The organism is Alicyclobacillus sp. TC (assembly GCF_016804365.1).
Taxonomy (GTDB): domain Bacteria; phylum Bacillota; class Bacilli; order Alicyclobacillales; family Alicyclobacillaceae; genus Alicyclobacillus_I; species Alicyclobacillus_I tolerans.
Genome location: NZ_CP044434.1, coordinates 1,685,360 through 1,708,740 on the forward strand (window position 1 = coordinate 1,685,360; position 23,381 = coordinate 1,708,740).

A 23,381-nucleotide genomic window follows, 5' to 3' on the forward strand; every position below is an offset into this window, starting at 1 on the left:
AAAAGCAATCTGAGAAATACTCAGATTGCTGACTTAGTTCATCATGCCCAAGGAGGGAAGTTTTTTCGTTCAAATTGGTTAATGACGCACCCGCGCACGGGGTTTTGCAGGCTCCATATTGACTCGTGCCCCATTAATGCGCGTTTGTTTAAGCGCTTCATAAACAAACGGAGCAGACTCTTCCTCAATTTCAATAAATGTAAAGCGGTCAAAAATATCAATTTTTCCCACTGCTTGTCCTGGCACACCAGCTTCATCTGAGATGGCTCGAACAAAATCAGCCGGGGACATGCGAGCGGCCCTTCCAATGTTGACAAAAAAGCGAACCATGCCCGGCGAAGCACCGGTATCCCCAAAATCGTAATCCACCTGTTCTTCCGCTTGTAAATCACCTGCAGAAGCAATTTTTAGCAGAGCGCAGGCAATATCAATTGGATCATAATCATCAATGACTCGACCTAAAACAGCTCGATAATGGCCCAGTCCTCCATCTTGAATTGCCTCTATGACACGATTGCGCCAAATTTCCGCTTGACGTTCTGCCACATCAGCCAAAGACGGTACTTCACGCAATATCATACTGGATTTGGTCTCACGTTCAATTTGCTTGAGCAACTTAAACTCGCGAGGCGTTACTAAAGTAATAGCCAATCCTTGCTTGCCAGCCCGTCCGGTACGCCCGATCCGGTGCACATAGGATTCTGGGTCCTGAGGAATATCATAATTGATAACATGCGTCACATTGTCTACATCGATACCTCGTGCGGCTACATCGGTAGCAACAAGCAACTCGATATCATTGGTACGGAAGCGTTTCATAACGCGATCGCGCTGAGCCTGACTTAAATCTCCATGCAATCCGTCTACCAAGTAACCACGAGCAAGCAAAGCCTCAACTAACTCATCTACTCCACGCTTGGTCCGACAGAAAATAATCCCAAGTGAAACTTCTTCAGAATCGATGATTCGACAAAGGCTTTCCAGCTTATTGCGCTCTAGCACCTTGTAATAGACTTGATCGATACGCGGAACGGTCACTTCGCCGCGATTTACCGTCACATGTTCAGGTGAACTCATATAGCGACCTGCTAAACGGCGTACCTCGTTGGGAAACGTCGCAGAAAAAAGCAAGGTCTGACGTTGGTCTGGCGTTTCTTGAAGAATGGATTCAATATCTTCAATGAATCCCATATCGAGCATTTCATCAGCCTCATCAAGAACAACTGTCCGCACTTGACTGAGACGAAGCGTTCCTCGACGGATATGATCGAGTACGCGCCCTGGCGTTCCGATAATAATTTGAACGCCTTGTTGAATAGTACGAATTTGATGACCAATCGATTGTCCACCATAAATAGGAAGAGCGCGCACACGCTTATATTTAGCGATTTTCCGAAACTCTCCTGCCACTTGAATAGCCAATTCACGAGTGGGCGTAAGAACTAACGCCTGCACGTGATGATCAGCACTCACTGTTTCTACGAGAGGAATACCAAAAGCAGCTGTTTTTCCAGTTCCTGTTTGAGCTTGTCCAATCACATCGACACCGGATAGAATCACTGGAATTGCCGCCGCCTGAATGGGAGATGGTTCTTCATATCCCATTTCATCAATTGCTTGCTGAACTTTCTTACTTAAATTAAACGCTGCAAATGAACTCATTTTCTCACCTTCCTGATTCTCCCCAACCTCGCTCCAAACATTCCACGTCCTGTTTGTATAGAACAAGCTGCCTTCCAAAAGGACCAAAGTTTATGAATGAAGATGTTGCCATAACCTCCACAGCGCCTGTTTGGCTGAACGTATCTGAATTTGTTCGCGAGATCCTCGCAAATGCAGGCTATACGCCTCGGATACGCCATATAATCCTGCAACACCAATGTACACGGTGCCCACAGGCTTTTCATCGCTACCGCCACTCGGTCCGGCAATACCTGTTACAGAAAGCCCCCAATCCGCATCCAGCGCGTCTTTAACACCTTGCGCCATGGCAATCGCGGTTTCTCTGGAAACAGCTCCATGTTGAAGCAAAACTTGTGAAGAAACATGCAATATTTTATTTTTGATCTCGTTATGGTAAGCTACAACGCCACCACGATAGACTGAGGAAACCCCAGGTAACTGTGTAAGCATAGATTGAACAAGTCCACCTGTACAACTTTCTGCTACTGCCAAAGTCAATCCGCTATTGTGCAACCTGTTGACTACAGCACTTTGCAGATTCTCCTCGTCCACACCATAAATATAACCACCAAGTCGCCTGCGTATCTCCGCTTCCACTGGAGCGATTTTGGACCACGCCGACGACTCATTTGCTGCACTCGCTGTAATGCGTAACAACATTTCCCCTTCTCCTGCGAGCGGGGCTACGGTAGGATTGGAAGTTGCGGTCAAATCCCGTACTTGAGCATCGACATCTGATTCCCCTATACCGCAAAAATGCAAAACACGCGAACGAACTACTTTTTGATTGCCAAATAACCGCTCCAAAGTTGGTATGACTTCAGCCAAAAGCATGGGATGCATTTCCAAAGGGGGCCCTGGCAAGAGAAAATAATGAATCCCTTCCTGCTCTACATATTGGCCTGGAGCCGTCCCATTGGGGTTAGCCAAAAGACGACCACCTTCAATACAGAGCGCCTGCTTGCGATTAGATTCTGGCATGGGCCGCTGACGCTTCGCAAAATAAGCTTCGACTTCACGCAACGCATTCTCATCCATAATGAGGTTACGTCCTAGATAATCCGCCAATGCTTCTTTAGTCAGATCATCTACAGTAGGACCCAATCCGCCTGTTACTATGACTACATTCGCACGCTGAGAGGCGATGCGAAAACTTTCGACTATTCGCTCAAAATTATCACCAACAGCAGTATGATAGTAAACATACAATCCATGCTTGGCAAATTCTTCAGAGATATATTGAGCATGACGGTTGTGAATCTGTCCCAACAATATTTCTGAACCTACAGCAATCAGTTCCGCCTCGCATGCGGCAGCCATAGAAACATTCATCCTTAGCGCGATTCATCTCCTGCCATCTGTGTCACCTGTTTGTTTTTAACAAAATAATCCACACCCGAAGCGACTGTCATAATGACCATCAGGTAAACCATTGCCTCATCAAACGGAAATCCAACGACGGAAAAAGGAAAATTGTTCAACATGAGGGCAATCATTGCAACAATTTGAGTCACAGTTTTCCACTTAGCCAGTTTACTTGCCGCAATTACAATGCCGTCAGCAGCTGCAACAAGCCGCAACCCTGTCACAGCAAACTCCCGACTTATAATAAGAATGGCTATCCAAGCAGACAGACGCTGCATCTCAACAAGAGAGATGAGTACGGCTGAAATCAGCAGTTTATCAGCAAGCGGATCTAAAAACTTCCCAAAATTCGTAATCATTTTCCGCTTGCGTGCAATATATCCGTCCAGGCCATCCGTTCCAGCAGCAATCATAAAGACAAGCGCCGCAATCATTTCACTGCCTGTAGTAGTCCGCCCATTAATGGTAAACGACCAGAATTGATAGTGAATCAGCAGTAAAAAACTGACGACCGGCACAAGAAAAATCCTGGCAAGCGTAATCCGGTTCGCCAGATTCAATCGCACACACGCCCCATTCGGACAAGGTATACCCGTAAACTTTCACAACAATCCGATTGTGTGAGTGAAAACAGAAACCCGAAAATACGAACGATTGCCACTCTATTGACTATCATACCATAAGTTTTGACTCAGCGGTAATTTGTAAACTGCAGGGCGACTGGCAAATCAACCTCTCGCAACATTGCAATCACAGCCTGCAAATCGTCGCGACTTTTTCCTGTCACACGGACTTGATCCCCTTGAATTTGAGCCTGAACTTTCACTTTACTGTCACGAATCAGCTTCGTGATGGACTTCGCTGTCTCCTGATCGATTCCTTGTTGTAATTGAAAAGTCTGGCGTACGGTCCCGCCGGATGCTGCCTCTGTTTTACCTGGTTTCAACGCTTTTAAGGGAACGTCACGCTTGACAAGTTTACTCTGCAATACATCCAACAACTGTGAAAGTTTATATTCGTCATCCGAGACCAGGACAAGAGCATTTTCCTCAAGTCGAATCTCGCTTTTACTTCCTTTAAAATCAAATCGATTTTCAATCTCTTTCTGGGCTTGATGAACAGCGTTAGCCACTTCAGCCATTTCTATTTTAGAAACAATATCAAAAGATGCTTCCTTAGCCACAAAAATAACCTCCCGCAACTTCTTGAGTACAGATTTCAACAGTCCTGACTTCAGGATTTTTGAACAATATCGATATTCAGCGGTTGTTGCACAGAAGGAAGCGCCACGGATTGACCGTCAATTTTGAGTGACGCACCCGGAACATTACCTACACGCAAAAGAATGTTACTACCTGTCCAAGAATGACTCGCACCTTGACTGAGTAAAAGACTAGAATTCACCATAGCCCCATTCACAGTCGCCTGCAGCCAACAGCCATTGGCAGCCGTTGCCGTAATCGTTACCTGCGTGGGTTTTGGCCCAGAAACAGTATAGATCATAGCCCCATTTTGCACTGGAGACGACAAAATCGAGACCGTTGGCTGCTTGGGAAGATTCGTCGTATGCCCATATATAGCTTGACTCGTACTCGATGATGGATGAGATGTAGATGACTGATTACTGTGATTCGACAATGAAGTGCTTAACGCTGAATCCGCTGTTGTATGATTCATCGGCGAACGATTGGCCTGATCATTATGAAGCACCACAATACCAACGACAATAGCGGCCAGCACTACTCCTACGACCCCCGCCTGAAGCAACGCTCCACCTGGCAAGCTCGGACGAGTTCTGTTCATTTTGGAACGGTCGTTCTTTTGAGATGATGATTCAGAAGCATCACCCGTTCGGGAAAGTACTGTTTGCCCAGAAAAAGTCCGAGATTCTGAAGGTTCTTCTGTGGATTGCAGATTCGTTTTTTCTTTGATTGACTGTTCTCTGTGCACAGCATCCAACTCCGCCAGAAGAGCCATGCCATCCATCTGCAAAAGTTCGGCGTACGTGCGAACAAAACCTCGCGCATAAACATCGCCAGGTAAAAAATCCCATTCACCATTCTCAATCGCCCGCAAATAGTGCTTGCGAATTTTCGTTTGCTGCTCCACCTCTTCCAAGCTGAGCCCTAGTCTTTCTCTCTGTTGCCTTAATTTTTCGCCCAGCGCCCGAACAGCAGCATGCATGAACAACATTCTCCTTTCATGTATCTCTTCTATTCACTTCGCTTAAACACCGCGTCAGTCAGAGACGTTATCATCCTTGACAGATGAGAGTGAATTTACTCATTCCAAGCAGCCGCCTGACGCTCATATTCATCGTAACGAATTTCTTCACTAGGTTCGCGACGCAATTCTATAACATAATCAAACAAATCCCAATTATATCGGGAATGACGGACAAAGATATCAGGGTGCTCGATCACGATAGGGGCATCCAAACGCAGTATCTCCTCCAGGCAGGCCTGATGTTCTTCATCGCCGCGAAAACAGGATACAGCCCCATCAATGATATAGACAAATTGATCATTAAGGAAATCGGCTGGCGGCAAATTGCGTAAGATAGTTTGTTTAAGCAACGTCGATGAAACAAAAAACCAACGTTTATTGGCATATACACTTGCAGCCACTATCGATTCCGTTTTACCTACTCGCGGTTGACCGCGCAGTCCTACAATCTGCCTGCCCGGACGTTTTAACAATTCACCTAAAAAGTCAACCAACACACCGAGTTCGTCTCGCACAAATCGATACGTACGAGTCTCAGCATCACTGCGTTCTATAAAACGACCATGTCTTAACGCTAACCGATCGCGCAAAGAGGGGGGACGTAAGGCATCTAATTCAGCGTCTTCAATAGAGGACAGCATGGTCTTGAGTGCTTCAATACTCTCTTCCTTATCTGTTAAAATCAAAAATCCACGGCGTGATTCAGAAACTGCTGCTAACTGGACAATATTAAACCCAAGCATCCCCAGAAGCGAAGCTACATCTCCCAACAATCCTGGACGATTTTTAAGAATGTGATATTGAAAATACAATTCAAATTTTGCTTGACTTGCGTCTGTCGGCAAATCCACGCTATCCCCTCCCTTTACCAAACTTCAATGACATATAGCAAAAAGAAACGGCGAGCAGTGCGTACATAAGCAACCTAAACCTAAATTTTGCAGTCCTCTAGGAACCACTTTGAATGAAAGGATTCCAAGCTGCTTGCAAATTTCCGGGCAATTTTGACCATGCGACAGAAGGATTCAATTTGCCATCTATAATTTGCCCGATTAATTGATGAGCCGCTTGAATAAGGCTAACTGGCAACATTTTGTCCTGAAGAATGACTAGGTGCGGCGTGACTACTGATAGGACACCTGAAGTGGGCAAGTCATTTTGCTCATATCGCTGAAGCAATTCCGGCAAAATTGAAGGCCCTGGGAAGCCAAACGAAGCTACATCGTTTGAGGCAGAAAGTGGCGCAGCAGACAGATGGTAGACGAGTGAATGGCTTTGCAATAGCCAGGATTGCGCAGCCGAAGACAAGGTTCCTGCCGCAAGTACAAGTTGTGGCGCCAGCAAACCGGTCTGGGATGGAAAATACACAGATTGGTGTGTACTGCGTTGGGCGGATGGGATATTTTGTAAAATAACAGAACATTTAGGATTAGCTTGATACACACCCGCCAAAGCAGCAGCCATTGCTGCGGCAGAAGGTTGAGAGCTAATTCCTGCTAAAAGGCCAATTTGTGGCATCGCTAGAAAGCGGCTATTGAGCCCGGCTAAATACCCCACTACATAAGCAGCATCTACTTCTGACTCCTTCACTGTCAACCTCTTCCCATGACCTGTCGAGGCGCTGAGAGGAACTAAGGCCAACGGTCCTTGACTCGACCCTACATCCGCATTTCCCCATTGTCCAACAACTACTGCCAAACCTTGCGGAGCTTTTTTATGAAACTGTTGAATTTGCCCTATCAACTGATGAACTTTGACAGACTGGACCCATACATCAAGATTAGATTTTTCCGCTTCATAAACTGCTTGAGCCGTAGTCCATCCTTGAGTTGAAGATGTAATAAAGATTTCCGCAGCTTTTTTACTGACACTCGGTTTCATATGGCTAATATCTGGAGCTCCACAGCCGACAGCCAGTCCCGAACATACTGCTATAAAAGTGAAGAATAAACTTTTTCGCACTCGAGAATGAAAAATGCTTTTTAAATGTTTCATTGGTTAATTGTAGCACTCCATTTTTCCCTTGTCAGTCCAATTCTGGATTGACAACACTAAAATCATGATCACCCATCAGTTTAACATGATTTGCAGTAAATTTATTTCTCGTCTTTATCTTGCCTTTCTTTATGCTGTTCGTGATAATGAGAGTAGGAAAGGATGAATCTGTGTGATGAATTATAGTGGCGGAGACCACTTGTCTGTCGCCAAAGCTCTCTATCAGTTAGATTTTTATCTTCAGCAATTAAACATGGATATTCGTGTACGCGACTTGTATGAACGCGCCTATCGAGAAAAACGCGGTGACCGATATGATGATCGATGGTTGCAGGTATTGGACGAACACCTCGAGGTACGCGACTCCCTGTCTGAACCTTTTACAACCCAAACTATTCTAGAAGTTCTCATGCGTACTGGGCATGAACCACTTGTCCGCAGTCTAATGAGAGAAATACGTCGCCGTAAAATTGGCTTTACACACATCTATCTGATTGGTCGCTCCTCTCGACGTTAATCTACAGGATGAAAGAAAGCCAGCATTGCTAAGGGACACGCCAATGCTGGTTTCCATTCTCAAGATTCTATTTTCTTATCAGAACTTATTCATGCATCATCCAACTGACATGGAATACTATCCTACCCTTGCTTATCCTAAGGAACTTGCCTGGTACCAAAGTTCTGTTGTCCCACTCTGCAAATTTGAAGGATCCTCCTCTATATCATGCAACATCGCCTGCCAATTACTACCCTCTTGGCCAGCAGTTACAGCCGCCAACGCTTCATATTCTATTTTTCCCATACCAGCTGTGGCTACCAATTGACCATTGACCATGACGTCAAGTTCCGCCTGTCCAACTGGTAATCCAGATTGATAGACGGCTTGAAAATAAGTCATAGCCCAGTTACCCAATTGTTGTGAGGAGACATTATCCAACGTGGGAGGAGTTGATATTTCTGCCGAAACATCCAGTTGCTGATGATTGGCTGATTGAATGACAAGATCGGTTAGATACGGGACAGGAGAAAGCGCTTCTGCCAATTTTGCGCGCACTCCTTCCGGAGGATCGGCAACAGAAAATAATGACTCATTTGCAGATTGGGCTTGAGACGGCGATTGCCCTACAGAAAGTTTACCGATAGATCCCGTATTCTTTGCCCATATCCAACCGCATCCCAAGATACTCAAAACAATAAAAAACGAAAGCCATTTACGAAAGTTGTTCAAAAGGAGATCGCCTCCGTCCTCATTCATCAACCTATCAGAAGGATCCAGGTATGGAACGCCTCCTGAATTAAGATTATGTATGGCGACGGACAAGCATGACTGCTTTTAAACTTATGGATTCTCCGACTTATGAACCGAACGCAAGAAATTGGAATTTTTCATTTCTTCCCACTGCAGTTTGCTAATGAGTAAATCGCGCGGTTTACTTCCTTCAAATCGACCGACAAAGCCTTGTTGCTCCATTTGATCGACAATCCGAGCCGCTCTTGAATAACCAACTCGAAATCGCCTCTGTATCATGGAAACAGAGGCATGACCATTATCCACAACGAGATCCATCGCATCTACAAATAGCGGATCTAAAGGAGCATCCGTAACGGCTTCTTCCGATTCTTCAGGAATTTGTAAATCAACCGTATACACAGCATTTTGCTGTTCTTTGACGTATTCCACCAAGCGTTCAATTTCTCCTTCAGACACAAAAGCTCCCTGAACGCGAGTCGATTTAGGCGCTCCTACTGGCCAATAGAGCATATCACCACGTCCAAGCAATTTTTCAGCTCCACCGCTGTCCAAAATCGTACGAGAATCTGCCATAGAAGAAACTGCAAAAGCAATACGGCTAGGTATATTAGCCTTAATGACTCCCGTTATAACATCTACAGATGGTCTTTGTGTGGCAACAATCAAATGAATGCCTGCAGCACGCGCCATTTGCGCAATACGACAAATTGCATCTTCGACATCCCCTGGAGCCACCATCATTAAATCAGCCAACTCATCAACAATGACAACAATATAAGGAAGAGCATCGAGCCCTTCTTCCTGTAACAACTGGTTGTAGCGTTCAATATCTCTTGCACCGCGATCGGCAAATAATTTATAGCGGTTCTCCATCTCCTGCACAACTTTCTTTAGAGCGAAGGCTGCCTTACGCGGATCGGTTACTACAGGTGCTAAAAGATGCGGGATACCATTGTAGCCATTCAGCTCAACCATTTTGGGGTCAATCATCATAAACTTCACTTCATGCGGTTTAGCGCGTACGAGTAAAGAGGCAATCATGCCGTTGATACATACGCTTTTTCCCGATCCGGTAGCACCTGCTACCAATAAATGTGGCATCTTTTGAAGATTGCCAATGATAGCATTGCCAGCTATATCGCGGCCGAGCGCAATCGCCAACTTTGACTCATGCTTTTGAAATTCTTCTGATTCAAGCACTTCGCGTAACGTTACAACTGCAATCTCCTGATTAGGAATTTCAATGCCAATGACAGATTTACCCGGAACAGGAGCTTCCATACGAATACCTGATGCCGCTAATGCAAGCGCAATGTCATCAGTCAAACCTACTATCTTTGAGACTTTTACACCTGCAGCAGGCTGCAACTCATAACGGGTTACAGTAGGTCCTCGACTGATTTCCAGAACTTTAGCATGTACACCAAAACTCTCCAAGGTAGCTTCTAATTTACGCGCATTTTCATGTGCACTTTGTTGATTGAATCCCGATTTTGGAGATTGCGGTAATGTAAAGAGATGAAGCGGAGGTAGACGGTAATTCTCATCATGCACTGGAACACCGACCGTATAAGGAAATTCTTCTTCAACTACTGGAGTGCGTCCAGATAAACCTGCGGACGCACCTCCTTGAGATGCACTTCTTTGAGATTTTTGCAAATGAGCAGGTGGTAACGGCGATACTAGTCCATCTGATGCTTTAGATTCTGCTGCTTCAACAGCTTTCTCACGCACTTGTGCAGCAAAATCACGAACAATGGGTCTTTGTATAGAATGTTTTTCCTCAGAACCAGCATTCTTTTCAAATCCAGCTTCTGAATTTTTATCCGTTGAACCCGCTTCAAAAATTTCTCCATCAATGATGAGCTGAGGTCTACGGCGACTCTTTTTCTCATTTGAAGGTGTTGTTTCGAGAGTGGCTGGTTCAGTATCTGTATCTTTTTCGAGCAGAACATTAGCAAATTGACGACTGCCTTTCCAGAGATTATCCAGACGTTTTTCCATCCATCGGGTACCCCTTTGAACTCCTTTAACCAATGATTTCTCTGTAGTCAATGCAGCTCCCAGCAAAACAGCAATACCTAAAATCAAAAGCGTACCCAGTGTGGAAAACAGATAGTGCAAGACAGAAAAACAAGCATAGCCAATTAAACCACCACCTGCAGCTGGAACTGTCGTTCCATCAAGACTGCCTGTCAAAACATAAACGCGCAAAGACTGAAGTGCATGCAGTGTGGCCGAATAGAGCGGGACCGTACTGTCTGGTGGAAGAGAGGCGGCATAACTTTGAAAGAAGAAAAATTCCATTCCTGTTAACCATGTCAGAAACAGAATCAATAGGCCGATGTGACGATGGTTCCAAACAAACGAAGTACGTTTGACCATCATAAACAGGGCAGCGTAGCCTATAAAAATAGGGAGTAAAAAACTCCATGAACCTGCCAAATAAATAAAAGCGACATCAACATACCGTCCAACCAAACCTAATTTGCCAAGTGCAAGAGCAGAGCCTGTCAACATGGCTAGGCCGATGGTTTCATATTTTAAAACTTCTCGACGCTGAACTCTTTTTCCCATGCAGAACCTCCTGCATGTGGATAACTACTATCCGCATGCCTTGTAACTTTCTCGAAACAAGGTGGAGATTCCTGCAAACAAGGGAGACAATTCAATGATTTACAGATAACTCAGATGGTGCAAGTATGCAGTGGAATATGCATTCCTGGCGATAAATCAGAACGCAAAAAATCCTTTGGACGCATGGATAAAATTCTCTCAACACGAGCTAACCCATTCTCTAGCGGCTCAACCAACAGCTGAATTCCTTGATACTCGACTTTCTGTAATCGAACGCTGTAACTTTCCAACATGTTGTACATGATCTCTTCACAGTCTGCGACGGTCCACAAAATCATTGTTGCATCACTCCATCTGTTGCAATCGTTGGATTCCAAACAGAAGCATTTTGTTGCATCAATTCACGAAGTTTACGAATAGCTTGTCCAAGCCCACCAATTTCATCAACCAAGCCATAAGCTACCGCATCTCGTCCTACAACTGTCGTTCCAATATCACGCGCCAATTCACCTGTATTCAGCATAAGCTTACGAAAGACAGATTCACTGATATGCGAATGCTGTACAACAAAACGAATGACACGCTCTTGCATCTTCTCTAAATATTCAAATGATTGGGGCACGCCAATGACCATGCCTGTCAAACGGATAGGGTGAATCGTCATTGTAGCTGTTTCAGCAATAAACGTATAATCACAGGATACAGCAATCGGAACACCGATCGAATGTCCGCCGCCCAAAACAAGCGAAACTGTTGGTTTGCTCATGCTTGCAACCATTTCGGCAATGGCTAACCCAGCTTCAACATCTCCACCAACAGTATTCAAAATCAACAGTAATCCTTTAATGTCCTTGCTCTGTTCAGCAGCGACCAATTGTGGAATGATATGTTCGTATTTGGTCGTCTTGTTTTGGGGTGGCAGAACCATATGTCCCTCAATCTGACCAATAATAGTAAGACAGTGAATATCACTATCTGAGAGCGGAACGTCTGTTTCACCAAATTTCTCAATACTCTGCTCTGTCATACCAATTGGATGACTTGCTTGCTCTTCCTGGGGATTGGATTGCGGGATATTATTTTTGAAACTTTGGCGATGATCAGCCAGACTCATGTTGGAATCACCCTCATTATCCCGGGCCTAATGATGGTTTGCGCTGCAGAGCGGGCCCATTTTCAACCAGCCATAGTATCTGGCTTTTATCGCCAAAGCATACTCCCTTTCTCGATAGCTCCCACCTAGAAAAATGTTTGCCAGAAAGTTGCCAAGGTTAATCCACAAAGCAGCGTGACCATTAACCATCCCCACACACGACCAAATATTTTTGTACGATACTGACCCATGAGACGTTTGTCACTTGTCATTACGACGAGAAAGATTAATAACGGAGTCATCAAAATGCCGCCAACAACCTGTGCAAGAATGGATAGAAAGTCGAGTGGCAGATGCGGTACCAGAATGGCTAAAGCGGCAAACAGCAAACTGCCAATGTAAACGGCATAAAATTTTGGTGCTTGACGCAACGTATCATTCAGGCTTTTTGACCATCCGAACAATTCTGAGATACTCCAAGAAGAGGATAGGGATACTGTGATTGATGCCAAAAAACCAGCATCAAATAAACCAATTCCAAAGAGAATAGCTACCCATCTTCCATAACTGTGGTGCAACGCGTCAATGATTTGTGCTGGACCTGCACTGCTTACATTGGACATATGCCCAAACAAGGAAGCTCCAACAATAATAATGCCAGCAGCTACAATGACTTGAACCAAACAACCAAATGCTGTATCAATCCGTCCTAGAATCAGTTCTCGTGAACTGACGCCCTTATCAATCGTTCCACTACCTTGGAAGAAAATCATCCAGGGAGCTATGGCATTACCCACCGTGGCAATCACAAACCAAATCACACCCCCACGAAGACTGGTGGGTACATTCCAGGCTACAAAGGCGTGGCCAATCGATGCCAGGCTGGGATGAGTCATACCCGCTACTACTAGAAAAACAACGTTTAGTGCACCAACCAACAACGCAATGCGTTCTTTTGTAAAATATCCTGTGAAGATGGCAAATGAGACAATAAAAACGAAACAGATCAGATCACTTAACCAAAGCGGCAACCCTAGCAATGTCAATCCTGCTGTCATCCCAATAAATTCAGTAACCAAAGTCAGCAAATTCTCGAATGCGAGAGTAGTGATATGATAAAAACCCCAAAACTTACCATATCTCCGTAGCGCTAACCTTGAGAATCCTTCTTGAGTAACCGCTCCAAGGCGCATGCTCATTTCTTGAACTGTAAAAGTTAGGAATGCCAGACAAAGAACCAAAGGTATAAACAATCCAATTCCGAATTGCACACCTGTTGCCGCATAGGAAATCACCCCGCCTGCGTCATTGTCTGCCAAAGCTGCCAACAATCCCGGGCCAAGCAATGCCCAAAATATCCAGATATATCTTTGCCAACCATGTTTACGTTGCGCCATCATTTCTCGAAACCGTGATCGTTCTAAATTGCTTTGCGACGTTTCCAAATCATTCGGAATGATATTGCTGTCCATTGGAAAACCTCCATTCCCTGTAGGGCCAATCAAGCGGAGCTAGCAGAAGGTTTGAGTGACAAATTTCTCAAATATCTACACTACTTCAACCGGTGACGACATATTCTATACAGAGGCTGTTGCAAATGTGCCGATGTTGTAGAGGAAATCGAAACATGAAATAAATCCGTATGGATTAGTAAAAATTCATGATGTGGAGGTAGTAAAGTGGTGGAAAAAACGGCCGCAAACTTAGAGCAAACTGTTAAGTCTCTGCTGCGGCAACATTCCATGTCCATGCGTCAGTTGGCTGCTCTTACTGGAATTCACGTTGCAACGATTTCAAAGATGTTGCTCGGTAAACAACGAATTAATCCGGAATATTTGGAGAAAATTGCTGAGCATTTATCCGTCCATCCAACTCTGCTTTATCAAGCAGCAGGATTAAAAGTAGCCGATCACGTCGAGAAAAACGATCACTTATCACTTCATAGTTATTTTAAGGATATAATTGACTATACTGGATATTCATCCGTTACCTTGAACAGGCAATCCATTATGGATGAACTATTGAAATACGATGGATACGCCAAGACCAGTGAAGGAAAATTACTGATTGAAGAAAAATTCCCAGAAAAGAGACAGCAAATTTTTGGAACAGGACCGTTTATCGATGAATTGGATAATATGTATGAGCGTTATATTCACGGGGAAATTTCTGAAAAAGAAAAAATGATTTTAGGAAGTGGGTTGCTCTATTTTGTACTCGCGACAGATGCGATTCCAGATTTTATGTTTCCTATCGGTTATCTGGATGACGCTTTAGCCATTCAGATTACTCAAGAACGATTAATGGAGTTCTCTAAAAAAACATAAGAAGGGCTGCCCACGACTGCTCGCCCCTTCTGTTAAAGGTTTGACCTTGTGGCTTCAGGGAAGCATAGGCAGAGTGGACAGCCCGACAATGATTTCAATGCTTTATGTTGTAACACTCACGCTTCCATGATAATAGGCAAAATCATGGGACGACGGCGCGTTTGCTCATATAGATATCTACCCAGTGTATCTCGAACAGCTGTTTTTAATGAAGACCACTCGCTGATATTATCTGAAACCATACGAACGAGTGTCGATTCAACCAATTTGGTTGCCTCATCCAATAACGCTTCTGATTCGCGAACATAAACAAATCCACGCGAAATAATATCCGGACCAGAGAGAATCGTACCGGAAGTTTTTGAAAGAGTCACAACCACAACCAGAATACCGTCTTGGGAAAGCAACTTTCTATCACGCAGCACAATATTCCCCACATCACCAACACCAAGACCATCAATCATGACCGTACCTGCAGGTACCTTGCCGCCAAAACGTGCCCTATCCCCCTCGAATTCGACCACATCACCCAACTCGGTAATAAAGATATTGTCCGGATCGACACCCAAATCAATAGCTAAATTAGCGTGCGTGCGCTGCATACGAAATTCACCATGCACTGGCAAAAAATATTTAGGACGTGTCAGATTAATCATCAATTTTAATTCTTCTTGACTACCGTGACCGGAAACGTGAACGCCTTGATAAATAACGTTTGCCCCCGCTTTAAATAATTGATCTATTGTACGAGAAATAAATTTTTCGTTACCGGGAATCGGATGCGAAGCCAAAATCACCGTATCTCCCGGCATGATTTCTACTTTTCGATGCGCAGAACGAGCCATCCGAGTCAATGCTGACATCGGTTCCCCTTGACTCCCAGTAGAGAGAATTAACACCTTGTCTGGATCCATCCTGCCAATCTCATCGACGTCGATTAATGTGCTTGGCAGAACATTCAAATAGCCCAGTTGAATGGAAGTTTGAATATTATTAACCATACTGCGACCTACAATAGCGACTTTTCTCCCGTATCGCTCTGCTGCCGTAATAACCTGCTGTACCCGATGAATGTTGGAAGCGAAAGTGGACAAAATGATACGTCCTGGCGCTTGAGCAACCAAATGATCAATTGTTTTGCCCACCGATTTCTCTGAGGGAGTAAAACCTGGACGCTCAGCATTTGTACTGTCAGCAACCAATGCCAAAACTCCCTGACTTCCATAACCAGCTAATTTTTGCAAATCAGCCTGACGTCCGTCCACTGGAGTTTGATCGAATTTAAAGTCACCTGTATGCACTACCAAACCCTCTGGTGTATGAATTGCAAAACCAACTGTATCGGGTATCGAATGGTTAACATAAAAATACTCTACTGAAAATACGCCTGCCTGAATTTGTTGGTTGTCCCCAATGGTATGCATTTTGACGGTATCCAGCAAATTGTGTTCTTTTAATTTGTTTTCAATTAAGCCAAGGGTCAATCGTGTACCATAAACAGGAACGTTGAGCGTTTTAAGAATATAGGGCAATCCACCGATATGATCTTCATGTCCATGCGTTACAAAAATCCCACGAACCTTTTCTTTATTTTCAACCAGAAAAGTAATATCAGGAATGACAATATCTACTCCGAGCATTTCTTCCTCTGGAAATTTTAATCCTGCGTCTACTACAATCATGTCATTGCCATACCAATACAAGGTCATGTTCTTTCCGATTTCTCCGACTCCGCCGAGCGGAACAATCGCTAATCTCGATTTACTTTTTGGCACAAAAACACCTCCGGAATATATATGAATATTTCAAAAATACAAAATTAAATAGACGTAACTTAAATGTGCGACATTAAATTTACCATAAATCATGAAAAAAACCAAAAAATCCCATCATCATACCGTAGACGAACAGCTTTGTTATACGATTGCCGTACAGTCTCATTTCTCCGAACTCATTCCCATTCCGCAATCTGCAGAATCCGCCCACGGAACGAAGATAGGTTCTTTGAACTGCAAAGCCGCACCAGTCACTGTACTTCTATTATACCCTGCTCTTTGTGGGGATACAACTCGCCTCTTGAAAACTAAAGATGAAAAAACCAGCATACGATGGTGGATACTCTGCAGTCTCCATCCATGGACGCTGGTTTTTTAACTGAACGATTGCTAAACATCACTAGTGTTTCTCGTGAAGCAGTGAAACAATTCAATATTAGATACTTTGAAGGTAATCAAGCCTTAGCAGTTCTTTTCTTAATCGTTCGCACACCTGGGCAGGCGGCATTGTTACTGGCAAACGCGTTGAACCTACCGGGACGCCTATAGCCTCCAGAGACCATTTCAATGGCCCTGGACTGGTACTCATAAATAATGCTTCATACAGTGACAATAGCATACCCGACCATCTTGCCGCTTCTTGTATGTTTCCTGCTACATATGCTTCTATCATTTGAGTCATTTCTCGACCAACCAAATGAGAAGCTACACTGACAACCCCATATCCACCAACAGACAGAATAGGCAGTGTCAATTTGTCATCACCGGAGTATAGGTAGAAATCATCAGGTTTATCAGCAGCAATCCTTAAAATTTGCGACATATCGGATGTTGCTTCTTTTAGGGCAAATACGTGAGGTATTTGTGCTAATTTCAAAACAGTATCAGGTTCAATATTGCTTGAAGTCCGGGTAGGTACATTATAGAGCATGATGGGAATTTGGACAGCATCAGCAATTGTTGCAAAATGCGCATACAACCCTTCCTGATTAGGGCGATTGTAATACGGTGCAACAAGCAGTAAACCATCTGCACCCATGGATTCAGCTTCTCGCGCTAATGCTACGCTTGATTTGGTGTCATTCGTACCTGCACCTAACATCACCGGCACACGATGGTTTACGATTTCCATCGTCCATTCAAGAAGAGTAAGCTTTTCCTGGTGACTCAGCGTAGGAGATTCACCTGTTGTTCCAGCGACAATAATCGTGGTAGTTCCTGATGAAAGCAGATGTTCGATTAAAATAGAGAGACGATGCCTATCAATATGCTCTCCATCATCTTCAAACGGAGTAGCCATCGCCGTAATAAGCCGTCCAAAATTCAAAGGAAGTCACCTCGAAACATTCTGTTGTACCAGTTCCTCAAGACAAAACTCTCGATGTAACGCGCGAACTGCGGTTTCCATTTGTTCCATTCGAACCAAACACCACATGGTTGTATGTGAATCAGCAAATTGCAGAATTTCTACATTTTCTTCCGCCAAAGCTGTATATATTCGAGCCATGACACCTGGAGTTCCAGCAATAGCAGCTCCTACACAAGAAACTTTAGCACAATCGGGAAGAACTTCCACGCAATAACCAGATTCATTTAACAAACGAACAGCCAGATCAGCTTTCGTATTAGGTACGGTATACGCTACTTTACCTTCCTGCACAGAAATGAAATCAACTGATATGTTGTGCTCAGCCATGATACGAAAAACTCTAGCGCCGTCTTTTCCTGATGCTGGAATTAACAAACGCGTAACATGAGTGGTTTGCGTAACTCCAGTAATTAATTGATCATGGACGACATGGGTTTCCAAAAAAGAGACATGGCTTGTCACCAATGTTCCCTCGTCCTCTAGAGCGGTACTGCGAACTCGGATGGGGATGTTCTTTTGCATGGCAATTTCCACTGCGCGCGGATGGATTACCTTCGCACCCTGATAGGCCAGATTACAAATTTCAGAATAGGTCACCTGGCGAATGCGTTTGGCATTGGTAACAATCCGTGGATCTGCCGTCATTATACCTTCTACATCTGTAAAAATATCAACATACTCAGCATCGAGTGCCACACCCAGTGCTGTCGCAGTCGTATCACTTCCCCCGCGCCCGAGCGTAGTGATATCTCCTTCAGGAGTCACACCCTGGAATCCCATGACCACCACTATACGATTCTGCCCCAATTCATGCAGGATTCGTGTTGGATTCACTTCTAAAACCCGCGCATTCGTAAAATCTTTGGTAGTGATAATTCCAGCCTGCGCCCCGTTCATCACCGTTACTTCATGTCCCCGGCTGCGCAATAAGCTGGAAAAGACCACTGCAGATATGGCTTCTCCACAAGACATAATGATATCCATATCACGGGGTGAAACGCTGGAAGCATTCTCAAACATGGAAAGCAATGTGTCAGTGGCATACGGCTCCCCACGCCGACCCATGGCAGAAACAACCACCACTACTCGATAGCCATCACTGAGTGCCCTCTCTATATGATTGGCAGCATAATTGCGCATTTCACTGGTGGCAACCGATGTACCGCCAAATTTTTGTACGAGGATTTTCACTCTCATCCACTCCTGACAAAGCCGTTCAATGCTCCTTGCCGAACCAATCGTTTTTAACCAGTTCTTCCGCGATTTGTACCGCATTATAAGCGGCTCCCTTTAACAAGTTATCAGCGACTATGAAGAACTGCACACTTCGTTCATCAAATAAATCAGAACGTATTCTGCCTACAAAGGTTTGGCCGCTCCCTTCTACCATGCGCGGATGCGGCCAGATACCTTTTTCTGGACGATCCGCTAAACTGACACCTTCAGCCTGAGCTAGCAGAACACGCACTTCTTCGACAGAAACTGGTCGCGCAAAAGTCACGCGAACTGACTCTGAGTGTCCATATACTACAGGTACTCGCACAGCCGTAGGCGCTACACGCAAGGTTGGCTGTTCAAGAATTTTTCTGCTTTCCTGGACCAGTTTCATTTCTTCTTTTGTATAGCCATTCTCTAAAAAGACGTCGCATTGCGGCAAAACGTTAAACGCCATAGGTACATAGAAGGGTGCAGATGCCATCGGAAAAAGCGTACTCTCTTTAGCAGCAAAACCACTTTCGAGTTCTCGATGAAGCGCATCAATCGCTGTTTGCCCCATGCCACTGACAGCTTGATAAGTAGAGATAACCACTTCCTCTAATCCGAGCGAACGCAATGCATGCAAAACGACTACCAATTGAATGGTCGAACAGTTAGGATTAGCAATGATCCCCTTGTGACGGCTCAGTGCATGAGGATTCACTTCAGGCACAACCAAGGGAACGTCTTCCTCCATTCGATAAGCACTGCTATTGTCCACCACAACCGCATGACTGCGAACAGCAAGTGGAGCGTACTGCTTGGATGTATTTGCCCCTGCACTAAAAAGAGCAATATCCACTCCTTCAAAGGAGTCTTCTTGAACAGCTTCTACTTGCAGTTTCTCGCCAGCATAGGACAGCGTTTGTCCGGCCGATCTCGGTGATGCTAACAATCGCAGTTCAGACAACGGAAAATTTCGCTGTTCCAAAACTTCTATCATCTTTCGGCCTACGGCGCCCGTAGCACCAAGAATCGCCACACGAACTGGATGGTTCACCCGTCTCTATCCCCTATTCACTATGATTTGCAGTCTCCTGCCAAGTTGGCTTGCGTTCATTTTGCCAACGTTCAATCAGGACTGGTTGCAATTGGCGTTTTTGCAATGCCCATTCAATGGTCTCGGGCAATTGGGTCATATCGGCCACAAGTGAATTCATTTTAACATGTGGAGCATCCTGTCCGAAGGGAACAAAGAAAATATTCTTCGTATTCATCAATTTTGCTACATTATATAGATTTAATCCAAGCCCATCATTGGTTGAAATGGCTAATATCACTGGACGATCATTTCGAAAGGTTGATTTTGCAGCCATCAAAACGGGAGAATCTGTATTTGCTGCCGCTAAGCGAGAGAGAGAACTGCCTGTGCAAGGCGCAATCACAAAAGCATCCAAGCGTTTTTGTGGACCCAAAGGTTCTGCTTCTGGTATGCTCGTAATAGCCTTCTGACCGGTAAGACGCTCTATCTTTGCCGCCCATTCACCTGCTTCCCCAAAACGTGTGGAAACAGTTTGAACCGAATGCGAAAAAACAGGCACCACTGTAACTTTTGTTTCTACTAATTGTTCTATAATAGGATAGACTTCTTCGTAAGTACAATGGCTGCCCGTGACGCCAAAACCTATAGTCTTTCCTTCTAATGTCAATGACTTCACGTCCCTTTTCACAAAATTATCCTTTCTCATGTACCTCTGGTTCCGCATCCTTGACGTTCATCAAGCGACAGATGCTCCCAGCTATAATCTTGCCGGCCGTCTTTGGGGCCACAATGCCCGGCAGGGAGGGGGCCAGAATCGCTGTCATACCGCGCCGCTCTGCATATCGAAAATCCGTACCGCCTGGTGCGGAAGCAATATCAATAATGACCGCGTCTAAACGCATTTCTTTTAAAATAGCTGCCGGTAAAACCAATGCGGGAATGGTATTAAAGACAATATCTGCATCTTGCACAGCTTCCAGCAAGCGCTCAAAAGGAACATCCTGCATACCCATTTCACGTATTCGTGCTAACTCCGGTAGTGGTTTAGCAACCACTCGCACATGCGCCCCTAAAGCGTGAAGCGTCCTTGACAATGTTTTTCCACACCTGCCAAAACCAAGCACAACTACGTTAGAATCGTGGATGGTGACTTCCGTCTTCTCCATAGCCAGAGCAATCGCGCCTTCTGCTGTGGGAATCGAATTCAAAATAGCCACTTCATCTTGTTCCATCAATTTAACTAAGCAAAGCCCATACTCCGAACAAATACTTTCCAAACGATTGCGCGCGATCCCGGTAAATACCTTGGCTCCTGGTTTAAGAGCTGCAAAATGATGTTCATTCAAAATCAGTGGTTCGCGAGAGAAACGCGTCTGTACTGAGCCATCCTCTGCCATTCCAGCTACAGGCAAAACAAGCGCATCGGCACCCGCAAACGTTTCGACCGTCAAATCAGCATGGGTGGTGTCGGTAAAAGTTCGGTTGCACAATTCAAAACCGACCAAAGTTACTGTGGCGTCATTATCAACAACCTGCTGAATCACTTCCAACTGGCGCAAATCGCCTCCAACAAAGATAAAACGCCGTCCTGTCAGCATGACCACACCTCCAAGCCAGGTATACCAGCCTATGTGCATGCACTTGGATGAGTGCAAAAAAAATAAGCTGCCCTTTGTTCTTAGGCAGCTTTGGATAGGCTTATGAAAACAGGCTTATGTTTAAGATTCTCCGGTGGATCCAAAACCTCCCTTTCCACGCTCGGTGGGGCTAAGTGATGCTGAAAGCACCCAATGGGCATGAAAAATAGGAAGAAAAACAATTTGGGCAACGCGATCGCCCGATTGAATGGAAACTGGCTGGTCGCCGAAATTTTGCAAAAGTACCTGTAATTCTCCACGATAGTCGGAATCAATTACACCGACTCCGTTTGGCAAACCAAGTCCGTAACGCCATGCATGTCCGCTTCTTGCAAAAATCAGTCCAACACAGTTATTGTCCGGCATTTCAATGGCAATTCCCGTTGGAATACGGACACGTTGTTGAGGCTGGATGAGCAACGGTTCTGGTAGACAAGCGTATAAATCAGCACCTGCTGCTCCTTCTGTTTGTGGTTTGGGTAAAAATTCAGAACTAGCGTAAGGTGAAACGATGCGATACTGAATGACAATTTGAGAATTCATGCGTTCACCAATCCACTGTTTTGAATGGCAGCCTGTACATCCACCTCAGACATAGGCCCTACTGTAGAAATGGCAAATGGATGCTGCAACAACTGTCGGGAAACACGAAGGACATCTTCTGTCCGTACAGCATCAATAGCAGCCAATGTCTCTTCAATGCTGATACTGCGCCGCAGCAACAGTTCATTTTTGCCAAGCCGGCTCATTCGACTGCTTGTACTCTCCAAACCTAACATCATAGAACCCTTGAGTTGGGCTTTACCTTTGTTTAGTTCTTCCTCGCTTAAACCTTGTTCAGCAAAACGCGCAACACACTCTTGTATCAATTGGAGCACATCGGAAAGATTTTCAGGCGATGTACCTGTATATATGCCAAACATTCCGCAATCCAAATAGGAAGAATGATAAGAGAAGACAGAATACGCCATACCTCGCTCTTCACGAATTTCCTGAAAGAGTCGAGAAGACGGATTACTTCCAAGCGCATTGTTCATCAAAATCAAGGCGTACATATCCGGATGACCAGCAGGCAATCCTGGGGCTGCCAAAGCGACATGCATTTGCTCAATATCCTTTTGACGCACAACGACCGGTGTCCGAAAAGGCGGCTCTACCAATTGACGACTACCAGTTCCCGAGGGTTGATAATGGCCAAACAGACGGCCAAAGGTTTCTATCACTCGAGCCTCAGAAATATTGCCAGCCACTGAGATGACAATATCGTTCCCCTGGTATCTGGATTCGATATAGGAAAGCAAATCCTGCCTGGAGAAACTTCGCAGATTCTCCTCTAATCCAAGAATCGTAAAACCTAGCGGATGCTCCCCATAGATACCTTCTGCCAAAAGATCCATCACAAGTTCATCCGGTGTGTCCTCATACATGTGAATCTCTTCTATAACTACCTTGCGTTCTTTGTCCATTTCATCGACTTGAAATTGAGAATGCAGCAACATATCACTGAGTGTATCTGCAGCAATTTCAAAATGATCATCAAGAACGCGCGCGTAAAAGCACGTATATTCTTTAGATGTAAAGGCGTTAACCTGACCTCCAAGATTGTCAAACAGTTCTGCCAATGCTTTGGCAGAATAACGTTCTGTTCCTTTAAAAAACATGTGTTCTAAAAAATGGCTAACTCCGTTGTTTTGCTTATTTTCAAAACGCGATCCGGTACCTATCCAAATTCCAATCGCAACGGATCGCAGAAATGGAATTTCTTCTCCAACAATTCGAACGCCTGAAGGCAGTTGATGACGGTAGCTCACAGTCTGATTATCCTCCTCAAACCTGACGCAGT

At 44.8% G+C, this 23,381-nt stretch carries 22 protein-coding genes; 2 read left to right on the forward strand and 20 right to left on the reverse strand.

Annotated features, from left to right (window positions below):
- Window positions 1-78: 78 nt before the first annotated feature.
- The 7 genes from FY534_RS08365 to FY534_RS08395 form a co-directional block, all read right to left on the reverse strand.
- Entirely contained in the window at window positions 79-1,662 is a 1,584-nt protein-coding gene (locus FY534_RS08365; RefSeq protein ID WP_072874149.1) for a DEAD/DEAH box helicase, read from the reverse strand.
- Between the two features lie 90 nt (window positions 1,663-1,752).
- Window positions 1,753-3,003 (reverse strand): competence/damage-inducible protein A, encoded by a 1,251-nt coding sequence (locus FY534_RS08370; protein WP_238413463.1) that lies wholly within the window; start codon window positions 3,001-3,003, stop codon window positions 1,753-1,755.
- 14 nt (window positions 3,004-3,017) lie between these two features.
- Window positions 3,018-3,608: a CDP-diacylglycerol--glycerol-3-phosphate 3-phosphatidyltransferase gene (pgsA, locus tag FY534_RS08375; protein ID WP_072874150.1), complete on the reverse strand. Its 591-nt coding sequence runs from the start codon at window positions 3,606-3,608 to the stop codon at window positions 3,018-3,020.
- Between the two features lie 131 nt (window positions 3,609-3,739).
- On the reverse strand, window positions 3,740-4,231 hold the full coding sequence (locus tag FY534_RS08380) for a YajQ family cyclic di-GMP-binding protein (protein WP_072874068.1): 492 nt from the start codon (window positions 4,229-4,231) through the stop codon (window positions 3,740-3,742).
- 50 nt (window positions 4,232-4,281) lie between these two features.
- Entirely contained in the window at window positions 4,282-5,232 is a 951-nt protein-coding gene (locus tag FY534_RS08385) for a helix-turn-helix domain-containing protein (RefSeq protein ID WP_203114292.1), read from the reverse strand.
- A gap of 95 nt (window positions 5,233-5,327) precedes the next feature.
- On the reverse strand, window positions 5,328-6,125 hold the full coding sequence (locus FY534_RS08390) for a DUF3388 domain-containing protein (RefSeq protein WP_238413464.1): 798 nt from the start codon (window positions 6,123-6,125) through the stop codon (window positions 5,328-5,330).
- Between the two features lie 97 nt (window positions 6,126-6,222).
- Window positions 6,223-7,269, reverse strand: coding sequence for a hypothetical protein (locus FY534_RS08395; RefSeq protein ID WP_203114293.1), 1,047 nt, complete (start codon window positions 7,267-7,269; stop codon window positions 6,223-6,225).
- 175 nt (window positions 7,270-7,444) lie between these two features.
- Between FY534_RS08395 and FY534_RS08400 the strand changes: the two genes are divergently transcribed.
- The gene (locus FY534_RS08400) at window positions 7,445-7,786 is read left to right on the forward strand and encodes a hypothetical protein (protein ID WP_072874152.1); all 342 of its coding nucleotides are present in this window, start codon (window positions 7,445-7,447) and stop codon (window positions 7,784-7,786) included.
- Between the two features lie 132 nt (window positions 7,787-7,918).
- Here FY534_RS08400 and FY534_RS08405 read toward each other — a convergent pair whose 3' ends face one another.
- The 5 genes from FY534_RS08405 to FY534_RS08425 form a co-directional block, all read right to left on the reverse strand.
- On the reverse strand, window positions 7,919-8,497 hold the full coding sequence (locus tag FY534_RS08405) for a hypothetical protein (RefSeq protein WP_203114294.1): 579 nt from the start codon (window positions 8,495-8,497) through the stop codon (window positions 7,919-7,921).
- 111 nt (window positions 8,498-8,608) lie between these two features.
- A complete protein-coding gene (locus tag FY534_RS08410; protein ID WP_203114295.1) occupies window positions 8,609-11,098 on the reverse strand; it encodes an FtsK/SpoIIIE family DNA translocase in 2,490 nt (829 codons plus the stop codon).
- 110 nt (window positions 11,099-11,208) lie between these two features.
- Complete coding sequence (locus FY534_RS08415) at window positions 11,209-11,436, reverse strand: YlzJ-like family protein (protein ID WP_072874073.1); 228 nt, start codon at window positions 11,434-11,436, stop codon at window positions 11,209-11,211.
- Window positions 11,433-12,212, reverse strand: a complete 780-nt coding sequence (locus FY534_RS08420) for a ClpP family protease (protein ID WP_370541523.1) — start codon at window positions 12,210-12,212, stop codon at window positions 11,433-11,435. Before FY534_RS08420 ends, FY534_RS08415 begins: the two co-directional genes overlap by 4 nt.
- A 125-nt stretch (window positions 12,213-12,337) precedes the next feature.
- Window positions 12,338-13,663 carry an NRAMP family divalent metal transporter gene (locus FY534_RS08425; RefSeq protein ID WP_203114296.1) on the reverse strand — a complete coding sequence of 442 codons (1,326 nt, stop codon included), beginning with the start codon at window positions 13,661-13,663 and terminating at the stop codon, window positions 12,338-12,340.
- Window positions 13,664-13,870: 207 nt separating this feature from the next.
- On the opposite strand from FY534_RS08425, the gene FY534_RS08430 reads away from it, so the two are divergent.
- Window positions 13,871-14,518: a helix-turn-helix domain-containing protein gene (locus FY534_RS08430; RefSeq protein ID WP_238413465.1), complete on the forward strand. Its 648-nt coding sequence runs from the start codon at window positions 13,871-13,873 to the stop codon at window positions 14,516-14,518.
- A 116-nt stretch (window positions 14,519-14,634) separates the two neighbouring features.
- Here the strand turns inward: FY534_RS08430 and FY534_RS08435 are convergent, their stop codons facing one another.
- The 8 genes from FY534_RS08435 to FY534_RS08475 all read right to left on the reverse strand — a co-directional run bounded on the left by FY534_RS08435 (window position 14,635) and on the right by FY534_RS08475 (window position 23,349).
- On the reverse strand, window positions 14,635-16,293 hold the full coding sequence (locus tag FY534_RS08435; RefSeq protein WP_072874076.1) for a ribonuclease J: 1,659 nt from the start codon (window positions 16,291-16,293) through the stop codon (window positions 14,635-14,637).
- Between the two features lie 436 nt (window positions 16,294-16,729).
- Window positions 16,730-17,620, reverse strand: a complete 891-nt coding sequence (gene dapA, locus FY534_RS08445) for a 4-hydroxy-tetrahydrodipicolinate synthase (RefSeq protein ID WP_203114298.1) — start codon at window positions 17,618-17,620, stop codon at window positions 16,730-16,732.
- 6 nt (window positions 17,621-17,626) lie between these two features.
- On the reverse strand, window positions 17,627-18,853 hold the full coding sequence (gene dapG, locus FY534_RS08450; protein WP_203114299.1) for an aspartate kinase: 1,227 nt from the start codon (window positions 18,851-18,853) through the stop codon (window positions 17,627-17,629).
- Between the two features lie 25 nt (window positions 18,854-18,878).
- Window positions 18,879-19,862, reverse strand: a complete 984-nt coding sequence (locus tag FY534_RS08455; RefSeq protein ID WP_238413743.1) for an aspartate-semialdehyde dehydrogenase — start codon at window positions 19,860-19,862, stop codon at window positions 18,879-18,881.
- A gap of 70 nt (window positions 19,863-19,932) precedes the next feature.
- Window positions 19,933-20,568 carry a dipicolinate synthase subunit B gene (locus tag FY534_RS08460; protein WP_238413744.1) on the reverse strand — a complete coding sequence of 212 codons (636 nt, stop codon included), beginning with the start codon at window positions 20,566-20,568 and terminating at the stop codon, window positions 19,933-19,935.
- Between the two features lie 25 nt (window positions 20,569-20,593).
- A complete protein-coding gene (gene dpsA, locus FY534_RS08465; protein ID WP_203115573.1) occupies window positions 20,594-21,499 on the reverse strand; it encodes a dipicolinate synthase subunit DpsA in 906 nt (301 codons plus the stop codon).
- A gap of 120 nt (window positions 21,500-21,619) precedes the next feature.
- Complete coding sequence (gene dut, locus FY534_RS08470; protein WP_203114302.1) at window positions 21,620-22,081, reverse strand: dUTP diphosphatase; 462 nt, start codon at window positions 22,079-22,081, stop codon at window positions 21,620-21,622.
- A complete protein-coding gene (locus tag FY534_RS08475; RefSeq protein ID WP_203114303.1) occupies window positions 22,078-23,349 on the reverse strand; it encodes a M16 family metallopeptidase in 1,272 nt (423 codons plus the stop codon). Before FY534_RS08475 ends, dut begins: the two co-directional genes overlap by 4 nt.
- Window positions 23,350-23,381: the final 32 nt, after the last annotated feature.

Excerpts from the sequence above, each read along its gene's own strand:
- FY534_RS08365 (WP_072874149.1), bottom strand. The coding sequence starts at position 1,662 with ATGAGTTCATTTGCAGCGTTTAATTTAAGTAAGAAAGTTCAGCAAGCA.
- FY534_RS08370 (WP_238413463.1), bottom strand. The coding sequence starts at position 3,003 with ATGGCTGCCGCATGCGAGGCGGAACTGATTGCTGTAGGTTCAGAAATA.
- FY534_RS08385 (WP_203114292.1), bottom strand. The coding sequence starts at position 5,232 with ATGCATGCTGCTGTTCGGGCGCTGGGCGAAAAATTAAGGCAACAGAGA.
- FY534_RS08395 (WP_203114293.1), bottom strand. The coding sequence starts at position 7,269 with ATGAAACATTTAAAAAGCATTTTTCATTCTCGAGTGCGAAAAAGTTTA.
- FY534_RS08400 (WP_072874152.1), top strand. The coding sequence starts at position 7,445 with ATGAATTATAGTGGCGGAGACCACTTGTCTGTCGCCAAAGCTCTCTAT.
- FY534_RS08410 (WP_203114295.1), bottom strand. The coding sequence starts at position 11,098 with ATGGGAAAAAGAGTTCAGCGTCGAGAAGTTTTAAAATATGAAACCATC.
- FY534_RS08415 (WP_072874073.1), bottom strand. The coding sequence starts at position 11,436 with ATGATTTTGTGGACCGTCGCAGACTGTGAAGAGATCATGTACAACATG.
- FY534_RS08420 (WP_370541523.1), bottom strand. The coding sequence starts at position 12,212 with ATGAGTCTGGCTGATCATCGCCAAAGTTTCAAAAATAATATCCCGCAA.
- FY534_RS08425 (WP_203114296.1), bottom strand. The coding sequence starts at position 13,663 with ATGGACAGCAATATCATTCCGAATGATTTGGAAACGTCGCAAAGCAAT.
- FY534_RS08455 (WP_238413743.1), bottom strand. The coding sequence starts at position 19,862 with ATGATAGAAGTTTTGGAACAGCGAAATTTTCCGTTGTCTGAACTGCGA.
- dpsA (WP_203115573.1), bottom strand. The coding sequence starts at position 21,499 with ATGCTGACAGGACGGCGTTTTATCTTTGTTGGAGGCGATTTGCGCCAG.
- dut (WP_203114302.1), bottom strand. The coding sequence starts at position 22,081 with ATGAATTCTCAAATTGTCATTCAGTATCGCATCGTTTCACCTTACGCT.